Raw genomic sequence first — 20,651 nt, 5'->3', positions numbered from 1 at the left:
CGATGAGGGAAGTGTGTGCTGAGTGCCGAGCTGAAGGCGTTTTACATGGTGGCCCGCCTGGGCAGCATCACCCTGGCGGCCAAGAAGCTCGGCCTGAGCCAGCCTACCGTGACGACCCAGATTCGCAATCTGGAAAGCCAGTACTCGGTTGAACTGTTCTACCGTGGCGGCCGCCGCCTCAGCGTCAGTGATGAAGGTGCGCGGTTGCTGCCGATGGTCAAGACGCTGTTGCAGCAGGAAGCCGACATCGAGTTTTTTCTGCGCAACAGCGGTCAGGTCCAGGGCACGCTGCGTATCGCTGCCACGGCGCCGTATTACATCCTCGATCTGGTGAAGACCTTCCGCGAGCGCTTGCCGCAGGTGGAAGTGTCGGTGGAAATCGGCAACTCCCAACAGGTGCTTGAAGCGCTGGAGGATTACCGGGTCGATGTCGCCGCGTCCTCGCAGTTGCTCGACGATGCGCGTTTGATTCGCCGGGTGCTCGGCAGCGATCCGCTGGTGCTGGCGGTGCATCGCAATCATCCGTTGGCCGTGCACGATCACGTGCCGCTTAGTGCGTTGGCCGGGCATACCTTGTTGATGCGCGAATCGGGCTCGACCACTCGCCGGTTGACCGAAGAATTGCTGGCCAGCGCCGGGGTGAGTTTCGGGCCGTTGCTGGAAATCGGTAGCCGAGAGTCGATTCGCGAGGCGGTGCTGCGCAACATCGGCATCAGCATCATTGCCCGGCAGGAAGTGCCGCATGATCCACAGTTGCGGGTGCTGACGATTGAGAATGCGCCGCAGATTCCGGAGTATTTGTACTGCCTCAAGGAGCGCAAAGGCGCACGGTTGCCGGCAGCGTTTCTGGGGTTGGCGCAGGAGATGGCACCAGCCTGAAACCTGCGGCGAAGGGGCTGGCCTCGTAATGATCGTTCCCACGCTCCGCGTGGGAATGCAGCCCGGGACGCTCTGCGTCCCAAGAGCCGAACGCGGAGCGTCCGTTGAGGCATTCCCACGCAGAGCGTGGGAACGATCGGTGCTCAACCCAAATCCCCGAATACCACTATCAGCCATTTTTGCCTCACTGCCACATGACGGACGCATTACAAACCTAGGATGGGCCTCATCTGCTTGATGAGGTCTGCCCATGAACCACTCGATCGCAACTGCCCTGACCAACCCCGGCGCGCCGATGAAAGTGCGCGGCGTGCAGAAGCGCTTCGGCGCCTTCACTGCGCTGGATAACGTGTCTCTCGACGTGGCGGCTGGTGAGCTGGTGTGTCTGCTGGGCCCGTCTGGTTGTGGCAAAACCACCTTGCTGCGTTGCATCGCCGGTCTGGAGAAGCAGGACAGCGGCGAGTTGTACCTCGGTGATCGCGACGTTTCCCACTTGGCGCCGCAAGCCCGGGACTACGGCATTCTGTTCCAGTCCTACGCGTTGTTCCCCAATCTCACCGTCGAAGCGAACATTGCCTACGGCCTCGCCGGCAGTGGTCGCGATGAAGTGCGCAAGCGCGTCGGTCAGATGCTGGAACTGGTCGGCCTGCTCGGCAGCGAGAAAAAGTACCCCGGCCAATTGTCCGGTGGTCAGCAGCAACGGGTCGCACTGGCCCGCGCTCTGGCTCCGGCGCCGTCATTGTTGCTGCTGGACGAACCAATGTCGGCACTCGATGCTCGGGTTCGCGAGCATCTGTGCACCGAGCTGCGCCAACTGCAACGCAACCTCGGCGTCACGACGCTGATGGTCACCCACAATCAGGACGAAGCCATGCTGATGGCCGACCGCATCGCCGTGATGAACAACGGTAAGGTCGAGCAGTACGCCACGCCGCAGGACATCTACGACCGCCCGGCCACGCCGTTTGTGGCGGAATTCGTCGGCCAAGGCAACTGGCTGCCGTTCCGCCGCAACAGCGACAGCCATGCCCAGGTCGGCGGGCTGAACATGCGCCTGGCCGAAGGCAGTGCGAAAACCGCATCGGGCCGTTTGTTCTGCCGCCCGGAGGCGATCAACGTCAACCCGCCGGTGCATGAAGAAAACCTGTTCCCGGCCAAGGTTCGCGAAATCACCTTCCTCGGCAATCGTTGCCGCATGAGTTTTGAACTCGACCAACTGCCGGGCCACGCCTTACTCGCGGAACTGGCGCCGGAAGCCATGCCGCGCCTCGGTGCGCAGCAAATCATGGTTGCCTTGCCGCCACGCAGCCTGCAGGTGTTTGCCTGATGAGCGCGAACCTCGCGCTGCCGATACCGCACAAGCAGGTTCGGCAGACCTCCCGTGCCGAGATCGGCGACCGGGTGTTCGTGGTCGGCGGCAAAGTGCTGTTGCTGGTGTTGCTCGGCGTCGCGGTGTTAATGCCGTTGCTGGCGATCTTCTGGCGCGGCTTCAGCTCCGAGGCCGGGCAGGGCGGTGGTCTGGTCGCAGCTCGTGAGTTGGTCACCAGCGCCAATTTCCATTGGTTGCTCGGCAATAGCCTGAAAGTTTCCCTCAGCGTTGCGGCCATCGTCGTACCGCTGGCCTACCTGTTTGCCTACGCCCTGCAACGCACGTTGATTCCGGGTAAAGGTATCTGGCGCGGCATGTCGTTGTTGCCGCTGATGGCGCCGTCGATGCTGCCGGGAATTGCATTGGTTTACCTGTTCGGCAACCAGGGCATGTTGCGCGGTTTGCTCTCGGACAATATCTACGGCTTCTGGGGCATTGTTCTGGGCGAGGTGATCTACACCTTCCCACACGCCTTGATGATTCTTCTGTCGGCGCTTTCGTTGGCGGATGCGCGACTGTTCGATGCGGCTTCGAGCATGGGTGCCAGTCCAGCCAAAGCCTTTCGCAGCATCACTTGGCCGGCGACCCGTCAGGCTGTGTTCGCCGCGTTCTGCCTCGTCTTCACGTTGACCATCACCGATTTCGGCGTGCCGGTGGTGGTTGGCGGCGACTATCAAGTGCTGGCGCTGGAAGCCTACAAAGCCGTGGTCGGCCAGCAACAATTTGGTCGCGGCGCGTTGATCGGCATGGTTCTGCTGTTGCCGGCGCTGTTCAGTTTCGGGGTCGATGCCTGGTTGCGCCGACGTCACGGCGATTCCATGAGCGGCCGCGCGCAAGTGTTCAAACCGGCGCCGTCGAAGCTGCGGGACGGTTGCTACCTGGCCATCGTGCTGCTGATCTGCGCGGTGTTGCTGCTGGTATTCGGCATGGCGGTGTTCTCGTCGCTGGTGAAGTTCTGGCCGTACAACCTGTCGCTGTCGCTCAACCATTACCAGTTCAACGACACGGCGGGCGGCGGTTGGCTGGCCTATGGCAACAGCGTGAAGATGGCGTTGTGCACGGCGTTGATCGGTAGCGTGCTGATTTTCACCGGCGCTTACCTGATGGAAAAAACCAAGGGCCAGCGCGGACTGAATCTGACCTTGCGCATGCTCAGCTTCGTGCCGATGGCGGTGCCGGGGCTGGTGCTCGGTTTGGGTTACGTTTTCTTCTTCAACCTCAGCGGCAACCCGTTGCATGTGCTGTACGGGACCATGACGTTGCTCGTGGTCTGCACCATTGCTCACTATTTGACCACCGCGCAAATGACCGCCACCACCGCGCTGCGCCAACTCGACGCCGAGTTCGAAGCCGCCGCGCTGTCGCTCAAGGCGCCGCTGTATCGGCATTACCTGCGGGTCACCGTGCCGATCTGCCTGCCGGCGCTGCTGGACATCGTGCGCTACCTGTTCGTCTCGGCCATGACCACCGTTTCGGCGGCGATCTTCCTCTACAGCCCTGACACCATCCTCGCGGCGGTGGCGGTGCTGAACATGGACGACGCCGGCAATGTCGGCGGTGCAGCGGCAATGTCCACTTTGATTCTGTTCACCTCGGCGGGCGTGTCCCTGCTGCTGGCCTGGGCTTCGCGCGGTTTGTTGCGCCGCTCCCAGGCCTGGCGGCAGACCGCGCCTGGCCACTGATTTCAAATCCCGCAAACCTCAACTCAAAACAGGAAAAGATCATGTTCAAGCCTTTGGCCCTGGCCGCTGCTGTCCTCACCGCTTTCAGCCTGAACGCCTTCGCGGCGAAAACCGAGTTGACGGTGTACACCGCCCTCGAAGCCGAACAACTGAAGACCTACAAGGACGCCTTCGAAAAGGCCAACCCGGACGTCGAGATCAAGTGGGTGCGTGACTCCACCGGAATCATCACCGCCAAACTGCTGGCCGAAAAAGCCCGCCCACAAGCCGATGCAGTCTGGGGCCTGGCCGCATCGAGCCTGGCGATCCTCGACCAGCAAGGCATGCTGCAAAGCTACGCGCCGAAGGACCTGGGCAAGATCGGCGGCAATTATCGCGACGCCGCCAATCCGCCAGCCTGGGTCGGCATGGACGTCTGGGCCGCGACCATTTGCTTCAACACCGTCGAAGCCGAGAAGCAGGGCCTGACCAAACCCGTGAGCTGGCAAGACCTGACCAAGCCTGAGTACAAGGGCAAGATCGTCATGCCTAACCCGGCGTCGTCCGGCACCGGTTTCCTCGACGTCAGCGCCTGGCTGCAAACCTTCGGCGAGAAGCAGGGTTGGGCCTACATGGACGGCCTGCACCAGAACATCGGCCAGTACGTTCACTCCGGTTCCAAGCCTTGCAAACTGGCGGCCTCCGGTGAATTCCCGATTGGTATTTCCTTTGAATACCCAGCGGTTCAGCTGAAGCGCCAGGGCGCGCCGCTGGACATCATCCTGCCGAAAGAAGGCCTGGGTTGGGAGATCGAAGCCACCGCCGTGATCAAGGGTACGCAACACGAAGACGCGGCGAAAAAACTGGCGGACTTCTCCGCGAGCCCGGCGGCGATGGAGCTTTATAAAGAGAACTTCGCGGTCCTCGCGCAACCTGGTATTGCCAAGCCGCAGACCGAATTGCCGGCGGATTACGAGCAGCGTTTGATCAAGAACGACTTTGCCTGGGCTTCGAAGAATCGTGATGAGATTTTGACCGAGTGGCGCAAGCGCTATGACGGCAAGTCCGAGAAGGTTGTTGCCAAGTAACGGACACCGATCGACCGATCGTTCCCACGCTCTGCGTGGGAATGAATCCCGTGACGCTCTGCGTCACAGAGGACGCGGAGCGTCCTTGGCTGCATTCCCACGCGGAGCGCGGGAACGATCATTGGGGGAACTCCATGACACAACATAACGACATGCTAATCGTAGGCGCCGGCATCCTCGGCCTGTCCCACGCCTACGCCGCTGCCAAACGCGGTCTAAAAGTCACCGTTTTCGAACGCAGCGAAACACCCCTGGGCGCCTCGGTCCGCAACTTCGGCCAGGCCCTGATCACTGGCCAACCACCCGGCCCGATGCTCGAACTGGCCAGGGCCAGCCGCGACATCTGGGGCCATTGGGCAGACGTGGCCGGCCTGCAACTCAAGCGCAACGGTTCGTACCTGTTCGCCCGCACCGAAGCCGAAGAGCATCTGCTGCAAGCCTTTTGCAACGGCCGCGCCGTGGAGCACAACTACAACGTCGAACTGCTGCGCGGTGCTGCCCTGCGGGATTTGTACGGCGGCCAGTTCAGCCATCACCGCGCCGCGTTGCACGGTATGGACGATCAGCAACTGTATTCCCGGGAAGCGATTCCGGCGCTGATCGACTATCTGCGTCGGGAGTTGAACGTCGAGTTTCACTTCTCCACCCTGGTGCGCGACATCGAGCCCGGTCGTTTGCACAGCACCGCCGGCAGTTTCAGTGCCCAACAGATCATCGTCTGTTCTGGCCACGACTATCAGACTCTGCTGGCCGAGCCGATTGCCGAACTCAACCCGCAAATCTGCCGCCTGCAAATGCTCCGCGCCCGGCCGCAGATCAATCTCGACCTGCAACATGCGCTGCTCACCGGGTTGAGTTGCGTGCATTACGGCGCATTTTCCGACTTGCCGGAAGCCGCCGCCGTGCAAGCGCAGATTCTGCGCGACACACCGCATTTGCACGACAACGGCATCCACCTGCTGATCAGCCCGACGCCTTATGGCGAGTTGATCATCGGCGATTCCCACCATTACGGCAGCGATCCGTCACCGTTCAACGCCGAGCAGATCGATGACTGGATGATCGAATTGGCCGAACAGACCCTGGGCTGCAAGGTACAAGTGATCGAGCGCTGGCAAGGCGTCTATGGTTCAAAAGGGCCGGGACCGTTCTCGTTCCTGCGTCCGCAACCGGGTGTGAGCGTGGCGCTGATGCATACCGGCGTCGGCATGAGTGTCGGGCCGGCGATGGCCGAGCGTAACGTCGCCCGTCTATTGGGGGAGGATTGATGGACCGTCATGAACAAGTGATCGCCGAGGTGTTCGCGCTGTACGAACGTTTTGGCGACAGCGACTACATCGGCGAGCCGGTGTCGCAGATCGAGCACATGTCCCAGGCCGCCGAACTGGCCATGGCCGAAGGCTTCGACGATGAAGTGGTGTTGGCGGCGTTCTTTCACGATATCGGGCACATCTGCGCCGAGAGTGCCGAGAACATGGGTGGTTTTGGCGTGGTCAGCCACGAGCGCCTGGGCGCGGACTATTTGCGCCGCGCCGGTTTCAGCGAGCGCATGGCGCGGCTGGTGGAGTACCACGTGCAGGCTAAGCGTTATCTGACGCTCAAGGAGCCGGGGTACTACGAACGCTTGAGCGAAGCCAGTCGCCGGACGCTGGAGTATCAGGGCGGGGTGATGACGGCGGACGAGGCAGAAGCCTTTGAAAAGGACCCTTTGTGCGCCGTCAGTTTGCGGATGCGTCAGTGGGATGAGTTGGCCAAGGAGATGTGGGTGCCGGTGCTGGATCTGAATGTTTTGAAGCAGAAGGCGTTGCGGCTGCTGCTCGCATGATCGTTCCCACGCTCTGCGTGGGACTGCCTCAAGGGACGCTCCGCGTCCAGTGACGCGGAGCGTCACGGGCTGCATTCCCACGCGGGAGCGTGGGAACGATCAGACTACTTTTTCGGCCAACGCTTCGATCTGCTCCTGCCGATCCGCCTGGCTCAACTTGGCATGCGGATTAAGCGACGACCACTGAGGATGCGCCCGCGCCTTGTTCAGCGCCTCGGGGAGTTTGCCTTCGCGCCAGGTCTTGTCCTGGGGCATGGCCACCTGGATGCTGTCCATCGCCGCATGCCCGCGCTGGTTCAGGGCTTGTATCAGCTGCCGCTGACGCAAGGCCAACAACCGCAGCACGCTGTCATCGACGGTCAGTTCGCGCTGGCCCTTGATCTTGCCCAGCAAGCGGCTGCCATAACTGCGCGCGGTTTGCAGGGCACCACCAGCAATCGCCCCGGCCAGTGCCGCCACGCCGAGGGTCAGGCCGCCGACCAGCAGGTCCACGCCGGCACCGGCCGCCGCACCCGCTGCGATGCCACCGCCCACCCGCACCCCCAGTTGCTTGAGGGTTTCAGGGTTGAACAAGTCATCGCCCCAACGGCCATCGAGCAGCGGCAAGTCACTGGCTGCGGCATCTTGAGGGCGGAAGGCGTAGAGCTTGAGCAGGGCTTCGACGCAACGCTGTTCCCGTTGGCGCACGGCTTTGCGCAGTTCGCTGATCGCGTGTTGTTCCTGTTCCGCCTCGCTGTTGACGCTACGTCGGCAGGCGGCGCAATCGATCAATAATTCGGCAATCAACCGCGCTGCGCTTTGCTGGCGAGCCACGCGTTGAGCCTGTTGATCGGCGATCAGGCGATCCAGTTGTGGGCGGGCGTTTTCCAGTAGCAGCGCGAGGCTTTCATAGAGTCGACGTTCGCCATCTTCCGGCGGGGCGACGCTGTCGAAGCGCACCAAAGCATGCAGCCCGAGACGCGCCAGGGCTTCACGCCAATCCGGCTCGCGGTGTTGGGCGCTGCTGACAAAATTCAGCACCGGCAACAGAGGTTTGCCGCAACTGGCCAACACTTCCAGTTCGTCGCGGTACTTGGCCAGCACCGGCTCCCGGGCGTCGATCACATAGAGGCCGGCGTCCGAGGCCAGCAATTGCCGTAAGACTTTGGCTTCCTGTTCGAAACGTTGCCGGGCTTCACTGCCCTCAAGGAATCGCGCCAGTCGTGCCGGGCCGTCGAGGCGTTCGCCGGGGCGTTCCAGGCGTTCGAGGTAGTCGAGCAGGGCGATGGCGTCTTCCAGGCCTGGTGTGTCGTAGAGGTCGAGCAACGGCTCGCCGTCCACCGACAGGCGCGCACCTTCGACATGGCGAGTGGTGCTGGGCCGATGGGACACCTCACCGAAACCGACGTCCCGGGTCAGGGTGCGCAGCAGCGACGTCTTGCCGACGTTGGTGTGGCCGACGACCGCGAGTTTCAAAGGCTTAGTCATGACCGGTCTCCAGCCAATTCAACGGCGCGCAATCGGCGAAGGGTAGTTCGAGTTGTTGCAGCGCGGTGTGCCAGTCACCCAAACGCTCGGCATCCAATGCTTCGCCGGTCGGCGCTTGCAGCAGCCAGATGCGGGTGGCGCTGGCGTTGCGCGCCAGTTCGGCGATTAACGCCAGACTGCCGCGATCCGGCGAGCGGCGTGGATCGCAGGCAATCGCCAAGCGTGCGGGAGGAAAACGGCTCAACTGTTCGAGGAGTTTGTTACGGGATTCGCGGCTATCGAGGATGCCGGCATCGCTCACGGACTTTGGTAACTGCGGCGGCCACGGGCGTTGGTCGTCCAGTTCAATGGCCACCAGCAGCGCGCCATCGCTGTGCAATTGACTGACGCCGCTTTCGACCCGGTGAAGCTGATCCGGAGCAGCATCGCTGATGCCCAGCCGTTCGCTGCTGGGCATCAAGCGCTCACGCAATTGCGCATAACCGGGCAGGTTCAGGTCCAGGCGCAGGGCCGCACGGCCGCGTTTCCAGCGCCAGCGGCAGAACAGCGTCAGAAACAGCCGCGGCAATACGCCGTAAATCAGCACGGCACCCACCAGCCAGATGGCCCAGCTCTGACGGACCAGTTCCCGGTTGTAATCGGTGTCCAGGGTCACGCGAATCATGTCCACCCTCGGTGCGCTCCAGCCCAGTGCATGGGGCACGGCCGCCAAGGCGTCGGTGAGAGCGGCAAAAAAGTCGGCGCCAAACAGCGTGCTTTCCCAGATGAAGTCATAGCGCCGGGTCGCCATCATCAGCACCAGCAAGGTCAGGGCGCTGAGCATGATCAACAGCCACAGGCCATTGACCAGCGCTCCAATGGCCCAGCGATTGAGTTTTTGGCGTTGCAGCAATAGCAGCAGGGCGGGCGGCAGTTGCGCGGCTTTGGTATCGCGCGCGAATTTTTCGCTGAGCCACAGCCACAGGCGACCAAGGGCGGCTCCCTGTTCGCCGGCGAACACCAGGCCCATCGCCCAACTGAGCATCAGGATCAGGTTCAGGCCCAGTAGCGTGCCCAACGCCCAGAACACATTGACCGGCTGTGTGCCGTTGCCCAACGCCGAGAATGCCAGGCCGGCGCCGCTGACGGCGGCCAGCACGACCATCAACAACAGCGCCAGTCGCGCACCTTGCAGCCAGTGCTTGAGAGCGCTGGTCAGTCCATCGCGTTCGGCCAGCCACAGGGCGCGGCGTTGAATGCGGGTGGGCAGATCACCGCCCGCCGTGCGGGCCAGTCGATTGGCTTCCAGATCGTCTAGAGGGCCGGCGTGTTCTTCGCGCAGGCGAATGGTTTCCGTCAGCCAGAGGTTATTCAGTTCAGTCACGCGGCATCCCGTCGCTTAGATGAACGGTGAGCATAACCGCTGTGGCGCTTATCGGGAAAAGGGAGGCTCTGGTATCCTCGCCGGCATGACTAAATCACTCCCCCTTAGCCTGATCGCAGCCCTCGGTGAAAACCGTGTGATCGGTGTCGACAACAGCATGCCCTGGCACTTGCCGGGGGACTTCAAATACTTCAAGGCAACCACTCTGGGCAAGCCAATCATCATGGGTCGCAAGACCTGGGATTCCCTCGGTCGCCCACTGCCGGGACGCTTGAACATCGTGGTCAGCCGTCAGGCGGATCTGCTGTTGGAAGGCGCGGAGGTTTATCCATCTTTGGAAGCTGCCGTCGTTCGCGCCGAAGAGTGGGCGAAAGCGCAGGGCGTCGATGAGCTGATGCTGATTGGCGGGGCGCAGTTGTATGCGCAAGGGTTGGCGCAAGCCGATCGGCTATACCTGACGCGCGTGGCGTTGAGCCCGGAAGGGGATGCGTGGTTTCCCGAGTTTGATTTGAACCAGTGGAAACTGGTGTCGAATGTGCCGAATGCGGCGGAAGGGGATAAGCCGGCGTACAACTTTGAGGTGTGGGAGCGCGTATAGATCGTTAGATCGTTCCCACGCTCTGCGTGGGAATGCCTCTAGGGACGCTCCGCGTCCAGTGACGCGGAGCGTCACGGGCTGCATTCCCACGCGGAGCGTGGGAACGATCAACAAGTGGACGTTGGTGTCGAGCGTGGGAGCGATCGGTCGGGTTAAGCCTGCGCCAACTCAGCATGCTCATCCGCATCCAGCAGCTCTTTATCCGTCTGCTGCATCATCTGGCTGGTAATCGCCCCGGCCGTAATCGACCCACTGACGTTTAACGCCGTGCGGCCCATGTCGATCAGCGGCTCAACCGAAATCAGCAACGCCACCAGTGACACTGGCAAGCCCATCGCCGGCAGCACGATCAACGCGGCAAACGTCGCGCCGCCACCCACGCCGGCCACACCGGCCGAACTCAGGGTCACAATCGCTACCAACGTCGCGATCCACAGCGGATCGAGCGGGTTGATGCCCACGGTCGGGGCGACCATCACCGCCAACATCGCCGGGTACAGACCGGCACAGCCGTTCTGGCCGATGGTTGCGCCGAACGAAGCGGCGAAACTGGCGATGGACTGCGGGATGCCCAGACGACGGGTCTGCGCTTCAATGCTCAGCGGAATGCTCGCGGCGCTGGAGCGGCTGGTGAACGCGAAGGTCAGCACCGGCCAGATCTTGCGGAAGAAGCGCAGCGGGTTGATCCCGGCCGCCGACACCAGCAGACCGTGGACCACAAACATCAGGCCCAGGCCGATGTAGGACACCACCACAAAACTGCCGAGTTTGATGATGTCCTGCAGGTTGGAGCCGGCGACCACTTTGGTCATCAGTGCCAACACACCGTACGGGGTCAGCTTCATCACCAGGCGCACCAGACGCATCACCCAGGCTTGTAGGGTGTCGATGGCGTTGATCACTTTCTGACCTTTTTCGACGTCATCTTTCAGCAGTTGCAGCGCCGCGACCCCGAGGAACGCGGCGAAGATCACCACGCTGATGATCGAGGTCGGCTTGGCCCGGGCCAGGTCGGCGAACGGGTTCTGCGGGATAAACGACAGCAGCAACTGCGGCACATTCAGGTCCGCAACCTTGCCCGCGTAGTCGGTCTGGATGGTTTGCAGTCGGGCCATTTCCTGGGTGCCGGCGACCAAACCTTCGGCGGTCAGGCCGAACAGATTGGTCAGGCCGATACCGATCAGCGCCGCGATGGCGGTGGTGAACAGCAGCGTGCCGATGGTCAGGAAACTGATCTTGCCCAGGGACGAAGCGTTGTGCAGGCGGGCCACGGCGCTGAGGATCGAGGCAAACACCAACGGGATCACGATCATTTGCAGCAACTGCACGTAACCGTTGCCGACCAGATCGAACCAGCCGATCGAAGCTTTCAGCACCGGATTGCCGGCACCGTAAATAGCGTGCAACGCCACACCGAAGACCACGCCCAGCACCAGTGCGAGCAGGACCTTCTTGGCTAGACTCCAGGTGGTGTGACGGGTTTGTGCCAAGCCAAAGAGCAGGGCGAGGAATACCAGCAGATTGAGAATCAGCGGCAGATTCATAAAGACTCCATAGACTTGTGCCAGCCACCTTCGTGTGTGACTGCGAACCGGCAAGCCTAACAGCTTGATATCTAATGAATTAATACCAAAAACAGAGGTGGACTGTCGTTTTTGGAATAAGCGGGTGCCGCTGTGGGGAATGCGCCTGACGGAATCAGGATGCAAGCGGTCGCGGGCAGGCGGGAACTGTCACAGTTTTTTGTTAGCGTCGATGTCTTTGAATCTGGGTCTCTCTACAAGGAAGCATGCAGATGAAATTCGCACCGAAAATGCTGGCTGTCGCACTGAGTTTAGGATTGGGCCTGAGCCTCGCCGGCCAGGTATTTGCCACGGATTTGAAGCATTGGCCAGCCGATCAGGCCAAGGCGCTGGACGCGATGATCGCGGCCAATGCCAACAAAGGTAACTTCGCGGTGTTCGACATGGACAACACCAGTTACCGCTACGACCTCGAAGAGTCGTTGCTGCCGTTCATGGAAAACAAGGGTCTGATCACCCGCGAGACCCTCGACCCCTCTCTGAAACTGATTCCGTTCAAGGACACCGCCGACCACAAGGAAAGCCTGTTCAGCTATTACTATCGCCTCTGCGAAATCGACGACATGGTTTGCTATCCATGGGTCGCGCAGGTGTTCTCCGGCTTCACCCTTCAAGAACTCAAGGGCTATGTCGATGAGCTGATGGCGTCCGGCAAACCAGTGCCGAGTACCTATTACGACGGCGATGTGGTCAAGACCATCGACGTCCAGCCGCCGAAAGTCTTCACCGGCCAGGCCGAGCTGTACAACAAGCTGATGGAGAATGGCATCGAGGTCTACGTGATGACCGCCGCCTCCGAAGAGCTGGTGCGCATGGTGGCGGCCGATCCGAAGTACGGCTACAACGTCAAACCGCAGAACGTGATCGGCGTGACCACGCTGCTCAAGGACCGCAAGACCGGCGAACTGACCACCGCGCGCAAGCAGATCACCGCCGGCAAGTATGACGAGAAGGCCAACCTCGGCCTGGAGCTGACGCCTTACCTGTGGACCCCGGCCACCTGGATGGCCGGCAAGCAAGCGGCGATCCTGACCTACATCGATGAGTGGAAAAAACCGGTACTGGTGGGCGGCGACACCCCGAGCAGCGACGGCTATATGCTGTTCCACAGTGTTGACGTGGCCAAGGGCGGCATTCACTTGTGGGTCAACCGCAAAGACAAATACATGACCCAGATTAACGGCATGATGGCCAAGCACGCAGCGGCCCAGGCCAAGGAAGGTTTGCCGGTAACGGCGGACAAGAATTGGGTGATCGTGAAGCCGGAAGAGATTCAGTAATCCCATCATCTGATCGTTCCCACGCTCTGCGTGGGAATGCAGCCCTTGAGACATTCCCACGCGGGAGCGTGGGAACGATCAGCCCCGCACTTGGCGGGGCTTGGCGGCGATTAAGACTTACAGCCCGTCGAGCATCGCCTTGTTACGCACAGCACCCTTGTCGGCACTGGTGGCCAGCAGGGCGTAGGCTTTCAACGCGGTGGTCACCTTACGTGGACGTTTTTCCACCGGTTTCCAGCCTTTCTGATCTTGCTCGACCCGGCGCGCGGCCAGTTCTTCATCGCTGACCAACAGGTTGATCGAGCGGTTCGGAATGTCGATCAATACCTTGTCGCCATCCTGCACCAGACCAATCGCGCCGCCGGCAGCGGCTTCTGGCGAAGCGTGACCGATGGACAAGCCCGAGGTGCCGCCGGAGAAACGGCCGTCGGTGAGCAGGGCGCAGGCTTTGCCCAGGCCTTTGGATTTCAGGTACGACGTCGGGTAGAGCATTTCCTGCATGCCCGGGCCGCCTTTCGGGCCTTCGTAACGAATGATCACGATGTCGCCAGCCTTCACTTCATCCGCGAGGATGCCGCGTACGGCGCTGTCCTGGCTTTCGAAGATCTTCGCGTTGCCTTCGAAGACGTGGATCGACTCGTCGACGCCAGCGGTTTTCACCACGCAACCATCGAGGGCGATGTTGCCGTACAGAACGGCGAGACCACCTTCTTGCGAATAAGCGTGCTCGACACTGCGGATACAGCCGTTTTCACGGTCGTCGTCCAGGGTTTCCCAACGGGTCGACTGGCTGAATGCGGTTTGCGTCGGGATGCCCGCAGGACCGGCCTTGAAGAAGTGATGCACCGCTTCGTCGGTGGTCTGGGTGATGTCCCACTTGGCGATACCTTCGGCCATGCTCTTGCTGTGCACGGTCGGCAGTTCGGTGTGCAGCAGGCCGCCACGGGCCAGCGAGCCGAGGATGCTGAAGATCCCGCCGGCGCGGTGCACGTCTTCCATGTGGTACTTCTGGATGTTCGGCGCGACTTTGCACAGTTGCGGCACGTGGCGGGAGAGGCGGTCGATGTCCTTCAGGTCGAAGTCGATCTCGGCTTCCTGGGCCGCGGCCAGCAAGTGCAGGATGGTGTTGGTGGAACCGCCCATGGCGATGTCCAGGGTCATGGCGTTTTCAAACGCCTTGAAGTTAGCGATGTTGCGCGGCAATACCGACTCATCGTTGTCGCCGTAGTAACGCTTGCACAGGTCGACAATGGTGCGGCCGGCCTGCAGGAACAGTTGTTCGCGGTCGCTGTGAGTAGCCAGGGTCGAACCGTTGCCCGGCAAGGCCAGGCCCAAGGCTTCGACCAGGCAGTTCATCGAGTTGGCGGTGAACATGCCGGAGCACGAACCGCAGGTCGGGCAGGCGCTGCGCTCGTACTCAGCGACTTTCTCGTCAGAAGCGCTGGAGTCGGCGGCGATGACCATGGCATCGACCAGGTCGAGGCCGTGGCTGGCCAGTTTGGTCTTGCCGGCTTCCATCGGGCCGCCGGAAACGAAGATCACCGGGATGTTCAGGCGCAGGGCGGCCATCAGCATGCCAGGGGTGATCTTGTCGCAGTTGGAAATGCAGACGATGGCGTCGGCGCAGTGGGCGTTGACCATGTATTCGACGGAGTCGGCGATGATCTCGCGGCTCGGCAGCGAATAGAGCATGCCGTCGTGGCCCATGGCGATGCCGTCATCCACGGCGATGGTGTTGAATTCTTTCGCGACGCCACCGGCCCGTTCGATTTCGCGGGCGACCAGTTGGCCGAGGTCCTTGAGGTGGACGTGACCCGGTACGAACTGGGTGAAGGAGTTGGCAATGGCGATGATCGGCTTCTTGAAGTCGTCATCTTTCATCCCCGTGGCGCGCCACAGTGCGCGGGCACCGGCCATGTTGCGGCCGTGGGTGGATGTTTTCGAGCGGTAATCAGGCATGGAGCACTCCGGGCGGCTAATCAGGTATCAAAGGGGAGTGAGCTTCTATTGACGTCAGGAACACTCAGAAATGGCCGTGTGTCCGGAAGTTGCCGATGACTTTGCGGGATCGCCGCTTGCCTCAGCCTGAGCTCATAAACCCGCCGGGGGATGAATGGCGATGAATCTCGCGATTCTACACCGCTGGCGTCAGGAGGGAATGGCTCAAAGTGTTGATCCCGCCCTGACGCAGTGTGCGGGATGACCATCGGTACGGTGAGCGAGCCTCCCGGGGGGATATCACCGCACGGGACGCTTGGCTAAACTGCCGGCCTTCGCGTAATCGCACCAAAAGGAATTGGCATGTCGCTGCTCAATCGCTCGTTGTGGTTTTACCTGCTCGTCGGCCTGTGCCAAGGGGTGGTTTTCTGGCAGGTCGAGTCTTTTGAGTCCCGCGGCGTGCTGGCGGCGAGCCTGACGTTGGTGGTGGTTGGGGGGCTGCTCTTGCAACTGCTCGGCCCCAAACTCAAAGACCGCCGGGTTCTGGCCCTGACGCTGGGATTTTGCCTGTTGATGATGGCAATCAGTTCCTGGGTCCAACAGTCAGGCCTCGATTACGGCGATCGATGGTTGATGGAGAATTGGTTGTTAACCGGCGTGCCATTGAGCTACGTGGTGTGCGCGTTTCTCGCCAGTTGGCCATCGGGCACCGGCCGGCGCTGGGCCTACGATGATCTGTTCCACAGCGCCTGGAGCCATGTGTTCGTGGTGTTTTTTGCGCTGATGCTGACGGGTGTATTCAGTTTGTTGCTGCTGCTCTGGAGCAAATTGTTCCTCATGCTGGGCATCGATTTTTTTGCCGAGCAGTTCTCCTCCCGGGTCTTTATTTGCCTCAGCCTGTCGGTTGTATTTTCCCTGGCCATGCGCCTGGGACTGCACAACGAAAGAGTCATCGGCATGTTGCGGGGCGTCTTGTTGGCGGCCTGTCATTTCCTGTTGCCGTTGATCACCCTGATCACAGTCCTGTTTACCGTGACATTGCCCTTTACCGGCGTGCAAAAGATCTGGGCGACCGGCTACTCGACCCCGATTTTGTTGTGCCTGGTGGGGACTTATCTGTTTTTGCTCAATGGGGTGTTCCAGGATGGGCGCCAGACCAAGCCTTATCCGACGTGGCTGATGCGCTGTGTCGAGGCGGGTTTGCTGTGCTTGCCGGTGTTGGTGGCGTTGTCCGGGTATTCAAGCTGGCTGCGGGTCGAGCAGTACGGCTTGTCGCCCCGGCGTTTTATCGGTCTGTTGCTGGTCGCGATCTTCGCGGCGTACAGCCTGGCTGCGATGGTGGCCGTGGTGCAACGCAATGCCTTGTGGCTAAACGGGCTGCGGCGCAGCAACCCGGCCCTGGCCTTGGCGGTGTGCCTGGTATTGGTGCTCATTAATACGCCCTGGTTCAATGGGCAATCCTTCAGCGCACGGGATCAGGTGCGCCGCTTGCTGGATGGCCGCACCTCGGTGCTGGCGTTCGATAGCAATTATCTGCGCAATGGTTTGGGAGTGGCCGGTCGGCGGCAGTTCGAGGCGTTGTCCGAACAGCTTGAACGCGATGAGGTGCTCGATGCTCCTTCGCGAGAGGTGCTACGCGCGCAGATTAAAAACACTCCCGGTGAGTCCACGGTTGAGCCTCGGCCCTATACACCGAGCCCTGTGAACCTGGAATGGATCGGTCCGAAAGTGGACGGCAGCGAGCAATTTATCAGCCTCAACAGTCGCAAGCTTCAGTGCCAGGATGATGGCTGCGTGATGTGGGGGGTCGACCTTGATGGCGATGGCCAGGCTGAAGTGGTGCAATTCAATCAGCAACCGTGGGACCACCGGGCGATGCTCTATAAACGCGCAGCTGACGGTGAGTGGCAATACGTCACCGTGTTGTTGGGCGCCAATCTCTCGCCGCAGAACCTGGATCGGCTGCGTGCCGGAGACTTCAAGGTCATCGAGCCGCGCTATAAGAGCGTGCAAATAGGCGATCTCACGTTGGCTCCCGAACCTGAGGCGCAATGACGTCGAGCGCCCGCTTCAGGCTTCGCTCAAGGCCGGGCTGCGCGGGCGAATTTGACTGCCCACGACCAGCCCGAGGCTGCTCAAGACGATGAAACCGAGTGCCAGCGTCAATTGCAACTCGAAGGGACTCAGGCTGATCAGGGCGCTGATCAGGCCGCCCGAGATGAATACCAGGGAATTGCCGGCCGACGCCGAGGTGCCGGCCATGTCCGGAAAAACCTCCATCGCCATCGAGGTGGCCACAGGACGAGCGATGGTGGTGCCGGCGGTGCAGATGATCATCGGGATCAGCACGGTGAAGGTCGACAGCCCCAGCAACGTTGAAAGCACCAGCATCACCAGACCCGAAAAGAAGATCAGGCCCAGGCCCACGAAGATCTGTGTATTGGGCGCGATCCGACCGCCGAGAACCCGGGCGACGGTGCCGCCGATGATGTAGGCCAGACCATAAAGCAACAGGGTCAGCGAGAATTCGTAGGGCGTGTGGTGCAACTGCTCCATGAAAATCAGCGGCGAAATGACAATAAAGGAAAAATGGCAGGCAAAGGCAATCGAGGCGATCAGCCAATAGCCCATAAACCCGGCATCGCGGTAGACCAGGCGGTATGACTGGACGATGCCCCGTCGCATGACGTTGGCCGGACGCTGGTTTTCAAGAAACAGGCAGGCTTTCAGAAACACCGCGCCGGCCAGGACGATGAAGATCACGAAGCTTCCGGGCCAGTCCATGGCTTGTTGCAACAGGGTCCCGGCCAGTGGCGAAATGGAAATGAAGATGCCGCTGGCGGTCACCAAAAGTATCCTCAAGCGATCCCGATCCTTGCCTTCGAACAGGTCTTGAACCAGGGCTTGAGTGAGCACGAAGCAGCCGCAGCCGACGGCCTGGACCACACGGAACAGCAGGAACCAGGAATACTCGGTGGAGAGCAGGCAGCCGGCCGCGCCGATGATCGCGACGGCCATTCCCGACAGCAGCAGGCCCTTGCGCCCAATGGTGTCAGACAGCGGCCCGATCAGCAGTTGAGACAAGGAGATGCCGACGGCGAACAGGCTGATGGATAACGCAATATCGGCCGGAGTGGTCCGAAAGTGTTCGGCCAGTGCCGGAAATGAAGGCAGCAGAACATCCAGCGGAAAGACCCCGAGCAACACCATGGTCATTAACAGGATGACCGCGGCCCGACGTTTATCAAGACTGACAGCAGATTTTCCTTCATCCATCGACGAGTCCCACCTGTGCGAAAAGTTGCTGGTTGGCGCGCAGGTCGAAGAACCCTGCACTGTGTAATGCCTGGAGCGTGGCGCCAGCCCCTGAGCGAGCCCGCAGCACGGTGGCTTGCATGCCTGTCAGCCCATCGAGAATGTCTGCGATAGAGGCATTGTTCAGACCCGCGCTGTGCAGGCTTTCCTTCAGCCATCGCTCATCGACTTCAAAGAACAGCAGGATGATCTCCACCAGCAGTTTGGCGCTGAACGTGCGTTGACTGCTGTTCAAGGTCAGCCACAGATAATGGAACACTTCTGAAAAATAACGACTGTGCCGTGCTTCATCCGTGAGGTGGTCCCTGAGCATTTCCTGGACGCTGGAGACTAGCGCGTCACGGCAAACCTCGAGCAATTCCCTGGCGATGATCGTCTCCGAGACGAAACCGACCAAAAACCAGGCCAGCGCCTTGTGCCGATCCGGAGTCTGGTCGAGCAGGGCATTCAGCCGGGTTATCCGCTGTGGCATCGCTGGCCGCTGGGTGATGCCGTAATGATCGGCAATCTGCTCGGCGAGGCTGTTGGAGAACAGCGCGTGGAAACCTTCGTCGGTGTAGAGCTGCAAGGCGGCGGTTTTCATTCGCTGTGGAATGCTGACATCCAGCTCACCGTGGACGATGGTTTCCACGGCGCGGTTGACGATGCGATGTTCAAGCAGGGTGGTGTAGTCGAGGAAATACACCAGGTGATTGGCCGATAAGCGATGGATGATCGATCGGTCCGCTGCAGCGATGTTTGGGTGGCGGAGGTAAGGCAGAAAGGTCGGCGGAAACCAGTGTCGTGTTTCCAGTTGTAGTTTCAGGTCCGACGGCAACAGATAGGTGTGCTCGCTGGCCCGTACCGAGGCTCGGGTGTTCCATTCGCCAAGGGTGAAACGCTGTGCCCAGGAATCCGGCAGAGAGGAAACGCCGGTCATTGTTGCAGGCCCTCGTTCAGCAGCGCTTTTAACTCCTTGCACATCACCTGCCCATCGCTCTGGCCGCAGCCGACAAAAAACAACGGTTGCTCCGCGCTTTCTTCGAGCCCCAGCAGCATTTCGACCTGATCGTCCGTCAGTGCCCCCGTCAGCCAGGTGTTCAGACCCAGTGCGGTAGCTACCAGTTGGAAGGTCTGGGAAATATGACCAACCTCGACGTAAGCCATTCGGTAGGCGCGGGAGTGCTGGTATTTCCACCACAGTTTGTCGAAGCGCGCGCTGATGAACAGACCCACAGGCAGGTTGTTGATGAAGTGTTGCCCGCAGAGCAGCTGACCCAGCGGCGAGCCGGACAGTGGGTTGACGAAGCTCAATGCATGATCGGCTGGATGGTAGGCGTAGAGCCCCGGTTCCAGGCCAATGACGTTTTGCACATGAAGAAAACCCTCGCAGGCATTCAATCCTCCACCCGAAGGGCTACTGCGGCGGGCGGTAAGGCCTTCGGCGACCGTTTCATCGATATCGGCTTCGCGCTCTTTAAGGTAGCCGAGGGACAGGTAAAGCAACGTGCTGATGTCGCCGAGGGAAACCGCTTCACCGGTGAAAGACCGGAAGGTCTTGCGGCTGACCAGAGCATTGCCGAGGCTATCGGCCGGCAACCCGGAAGGCGCAGGCAGGGCAATCAGCCCGCCGGCCGTACGGTGCGCGAGCGCGGTGTCGGGTGCGCTGGAGGTCAATACTTCGTTGCAATGGTCCAGATAGTGTCTCGACCATTCATGAATGTTCTGCGGGATATATTCGCAAGGTATGTTCTTGGTGCCGATATGAAATATTTTGGATAGTTCATCCCAGCCCCAGTTGTGCGTATCTTGTGTTGAAGTTGAGAGTATTCCTGTGTTCAGGAATTGACTGTCTATTATATTGTCGTTGTCGAATATTTCAGGGTTGTCGATAAGTTGTGCAAGTCGGGTTGAATATTCCAGGTTTAGTTCGAATTGCTTGTGGCTCCTGTAGTCCCAGACTATTTGGCCGGGTGTGCGAGGCAGTATGAATAGATAAGGGTTTATATGCATGATGGGCGGTTCGCTCTGGGCTGTGCCATAGAAAACGCTGGGTAGCCGGCACTCCCCAGCGTCTCACTTACTTAACGGGCTTTTGGTGCAACCAGAAAAGCCAGGTTAGCGATTTTGTTGGTTTCCAGAGTAACTGCTTTCATGTTTTTAACTCCTTGTAAGTGATAGTGAGTGCCACCGCTTGGTGACAACTCAATCATAGTTTGTAATGAGTTCTTATCAAGGGGTAAATTGGTAGGAAATATCCAGTAATTTTGTGGGAGCGATCTTTAGGTTGAAGAGTGCTTGTAAGT

The 20,651-nt window shown here is 60.5% G+C and carries 16 protein-coding genes; 9 read left to right on the top strand and 7 right to left on the bottom strand.

The window, feature by feature from the left end; all coding sequences use genetic code 11:
- The first annotated feature begins 15 nt into the window (after positions 1–15).
- The 6 genes from ACA071_RS29925 to ACA071_RS29900 all read left to right on the top strand — a co-directional run bounded on the left by ACA071_RS29925 (position 16) and on the right by ACA071_RS29900 (position 6,822).
- Entirely contained in the window at positions 16–879 is an 864-nt protein-coding gene (locus ACA071_RS29925; RefSeq protein WP_008026094.1) for a LysR family transcriptional regulator, read from the top strand.
- Positions 880–1,129: 250 nt separating this feature from the next.
- On the top strand, positions 1,130–2,206 hold the full coding sequence (locus ACA071_RS29920) for a putative 2-aminoethylphosphonate ABC transporter ATP-binding protein (protein ID WP_497642313.1): 1,077 nt from the start codon (positions 1,130–1,132) through the stop codon (positions 2,204–2,206).
- Positions 2,206–3,930, top strand: coding sequence for a putative 2-aminoethylphosphonate ABC transporter permease subunit (locus ACA071_RS29915; RefSeq protein ID WP_497642312.1), 1,725 nt, complete (start codon positions 2,206–2,208; stop codon positions 3,928–3,930). The genes ACA071_RS29920 and ACA071_RS29915 overlap by 1 nt, the downstream gene beginning before the upstream one ends.
- A 41-nt stretch (positions 3,931–3,971) precedes the next feature.
- On the top strand, positions 3,972–4,997 hold the full coding sequence (locus ACA071_RS29910) for a putative 2-aminoethylphosphonate ABC transporter substrate-binding protein (RefSeq protein WP_497642311.1): 1,026 nt from the start codon (positions 3,972–3,974) through the stop codon (positions 4,995–4,997).
- Between the two features lie 134 nt (positions 4,998–5,131).
- Positions 5,132–6,265, top strand: a complete 1,134-nt coding sequence (locus ACA071_RS29905; protein WP_497642310.1) for a TIGR03364 family FAD-dependent oxidoreductase — start codon at positions 5,132–5,134, stop codon at positions 6,263–6,265.
- Positions 6,265–6,822 carry a phosphonate degradation HD-domain oxygenase gene (locus ACA071_RS29900; protein WP_497642309.1) on the top strand — a complete coding sequence of 186 codons (558 nt, stop codon included), beginning with the start codon at positions 6,265–6,267 and terminating at the stop codon, positions 6,820–6,822. The genes ACA071_RS29905 and ACA071_RS29900 overlap by 1 nt, the downstream gene beginning before the upstream one ends.
- Before the next feature lie 99 nt (positions 6,823–6,921).
- Here ACA071_RS29900 and ACA071_RS29895 read toward each other — a convergent pair whose 3' ends face one another.
- Both ACA071_RS29895 and ACA071_RS29890 read right to left on the bottom strand, forming a co-directional pair.
- On the bottom strand, positions 6,922–8,289 hold the full coding sequence (locus ACA071_RS29895) for a GTPase/DUF3482 domain-containing protein (protein ID WP_497642308.1): 1,368 nt from the start codon (positions 8,287–8,289) through the stop codon (positions 6,922–6,924).
- Positions 8,282–9,652: a DUF2868 domain-containing protein gene (locus tag ACA071_RS29890; RefSeq protein ID WP_497642307.1), complete on the bottom strand. Its 1,371-nt coding sequence runs from the start codon at positions 9,650–9,652 to the stop codon at positions 8,282–8,284. Before ACA071_RS29890 ends, ACA071_RS29895 begins: the two co-directional genes overlap by 8 nt.
- Before the next feature lie 85 nt (positions 9,653–9,737).
- On the opposite strand from ACA071_RS29890, the gene ACA071_RS29885 reads away from it, so the two are divergent.
- On the top strand, positions 9,738–10,250 hold the full coding sequence (locus ACA071_RS29885) for a dihydrofolate reductase (RefSeq protein ID WP_497642306.1): 513 nt from the start codon (positions 9,738–9,740) through the stop codon (positions 10,248–10,250).
- Positions 10,251–10,402: 152 nt separating this feature from the next.
- Here ACA071_RS29885 and ACA071_RS29880 read toward each other — a convergent pair whose 3' ends face one another.
- Positions 10,403–11,794, bottom strand: coding sequence for an L-cystine transporter (locus ACA071_RS29880; protein ID WP_497642305.1), 1,392 nt, complete (start codon positions 11,792–11,794; stop codon positions 10,403–10,405).
- Between the two features lie 251 nt (positions 11,795–12,045).
- On the opposite strand from ACA071_RS29880, the gene ACA071_RS29875 reads away from it, so the two are divergent.
- The gene (locus tag ACA071_RS29875) at positions 12,046–13,113 is read left to right on the top strand and encodes an HAD family hydrolase (RefSeq protein WP_497642304.1); all 1,068 of its coding nucleotides are present in this window, start codon (positions 12,046–12,048) and stop codon (positions 13,111–13,113) included.
- Between the two features lie 117 nt (positions 13,114–13,230).
- Here the strand turns inward: ACA071_RS29875 and ilvD are convergent, their stop codons facing one another.
- Positions 13,231–15,072 (bottom strand): dihydroxy-acid dehydratase, encoded by a 1,842-nt coding sequence (gene ilvD / locus ACA071_RS29870; RefSeq protein ID WP_123404122.1) that lies wholly within the window; start codon positions 15,070–15,072, stop codon positions 13,231–13,233.
- Between the two features lie 342 nt (positions 15,073–15,414).
- Between ilvD and ACA071_RS29865 the strand changes: the two genes are divergently transcribed.
- The gene (locus ACA071_RS29865) at positions 15,415–17,106 is read left to right on the top strand and encodes a DUF4153 domain-containing protein (protein WP_497642303.1); all 1,692 of its coding nucleotides are present in this window, start codon (positions 15,415–15,417) and stop codon (positions 17,104–17,106) included.
- A gap of 15 nt (positions 17,107–17,121) precedes the next feature.
- Here the strand turns inward: ACA071_RS29865 and ACA071_RS29860 are convergent, their stop codons facing one another.
- Genes ACA071_RS29860 through ACA071_RS29850 form a run of 3 tightly spaced genes read right to left on the bottom strand, consistent with a single transcriptional unit; the run spans position 17,122 to position 20,358 of the window.
- The gene (locus tag ACA071_RS29860; RefSeq protein WP_497642302.1) at positions 17,122–18,327 is read right to left on the bottom strand and encodes a multidrug effflux MFS transporter; all 1,206 of its coding nucleotides are present in this window, start codon (positions 18,325–18,327) and stop codon (positions 17,122–17,124) included.
- A complete protein-coding gene (locus tag ACA071_RS29855; protein ID WP_497642301.1) occupies positions 18,320–19,285 on the bottom strand; it encodes a diiron oxygenase in 966 nt (321 codons plus the stop codon). Before ACA071_RS29855 ends, ACA071_RS29860 begins: the two co-directional genes overlap by 8 nt.
- Complete coding sequence (locus ACA071_RS29850) at positions 19,282–20,358, bottom strand: SagB family peptide dehydrogenase (protein WP_497642300.1); 1,077 nt, start codon at positions 20,356–20,358, stop codon at positions 19,282–19,284. The genes ACA071_RS29855 and ACA071_RS29850 overlap by 4 nt, the downstream gene beginning before the upstream one ends.
- Positions 20,359–20,651: the final 293 nt, after the last annotated feature.

The organism is Pseudomonas sp. LBUM1646 (genome assembly GCF_059716165.1).
The sequence above is the reverse complement of the archived record's forward strand: the minus strand, read 5'-3'. Positions and strand labels throughout refer to the sequence as shown.